Origin of the sequence: Micrococcus sp. HSID17227, assembly GCF_003989405.1 — a bacterium.
Lineage (GTDB): Bacteria > Actinomycetota > Actinomycetes > Actinomycetales > Micrococcaceae > Micrococcus > Micrococcus luteus.
Map to the genome: position 1 here is coordinate 1 of NZ_RBLN01000475.1, position 1,007 is coordinate 1,007.

Annotated in this window: 1 protein-coding gene and 1 pseudogene; one reads left to right on the forward strand and one right to left on the reverse strand. The window is 66.9% G+C overall.

The window, feature by feature from the left end; genetic code table 11:
* The coding region (locus D8M29_RS12750) for a PAC2 family protein (RefSeq protein WP_148111638.1) at positions 1 to 354 on the reverse strand (354 nt) is incomplete at its 3' end.
* 231 nt (positions 355 to 585) lie between these two features.
* Here D8M29_RS12750 and D8M29_RS12755 point away from each other — a divergent pair.
* Positions 586 to 1,007, forward strand: a pseudogene (locus D8M29_RS12755) (fuconate dehydratase); the annotation flags it as partial.

Here is a 1,007-nt window from a genome sequence, read left to right on the forward strand (position 1 = left end):
CAGCTCATGGGCGAAGCCCAGGATCTCGTTGCAGTACGAACGCCAGCGCATGGAGGGTTCGATGCCACGGATCAGCACCAGGTCACGGGGCTTCTCGCCGCCGACCCGGACCACGGAGAGCCGCGTGGTGGGCCAAGTGATCTTGCGGGTCCCGCCGTCCATCCAGACCGTGGGCCGGTTGACCTGGAAGTCGTAGTAGTCCTCGGCGTCGAGCGCCGCGAAGACCTCGCCCTTCCACTCCCGGTCCAGATGCGCCACCGCGGTGGAGGCGGCGTCCCCGGCGTCGTTCCAGCCCTCGAACGCGGCCACCATGACCGGGTCGATCAGCTCGGGTACCCCCTCGAGCTCGATCACCCAGGCCTCCTTCCGAAGTTCCCTTGTGTACGGACCAACCTTACGGCTTCCGCCCTGCTCCGACGCAGCCCGTTTGCGTGCGGACATGAACCGTGCAACCGCTTGATTCATCCGAGCTGTGCCGGGCCGGAAGTGATCGAGATTCCTCCCGCCCCTGGACTGCGAGGCTCGATAGGGGTTATACATCGGATGACCATAGAGAGATCCGATGTTATTCCCCTGGGGGCGCACATGAGTCTGACCGCCATGGATTTCGAGGTCGACGACATCCGGTTTCCCACCTCGGAACACCTGGACGGCTCGGACGCCATGAATCCCGATCCCTACTACTCCGCCGCCTACGTCGTCCTGCCCGCCGACGGTGGCGGACCGGGCGGCGCAGGCGATGAAGGGCACGGGTTCTGCTTCACCATCGGGCGTGGCAACGATGTCATGGCTGCGGCCATCAGAGCGCTCCGCCCCTACGTGGTGGGTCGCCCCGTCCCGCGTGACGCGACCGGCCTCGCCGCCCTGTACCGCACGCTCACGCACGACTCCCAGCTGCGCTGGCTCGGCCCGGAGAAGGGCGTGATGCACATGGCGGCCGGAGCCGTGGTCAACGCCGCCTGGGACCTCGCTGCGAAACTCGCGGGGAAGCCCGTCTGGCGGTTCCT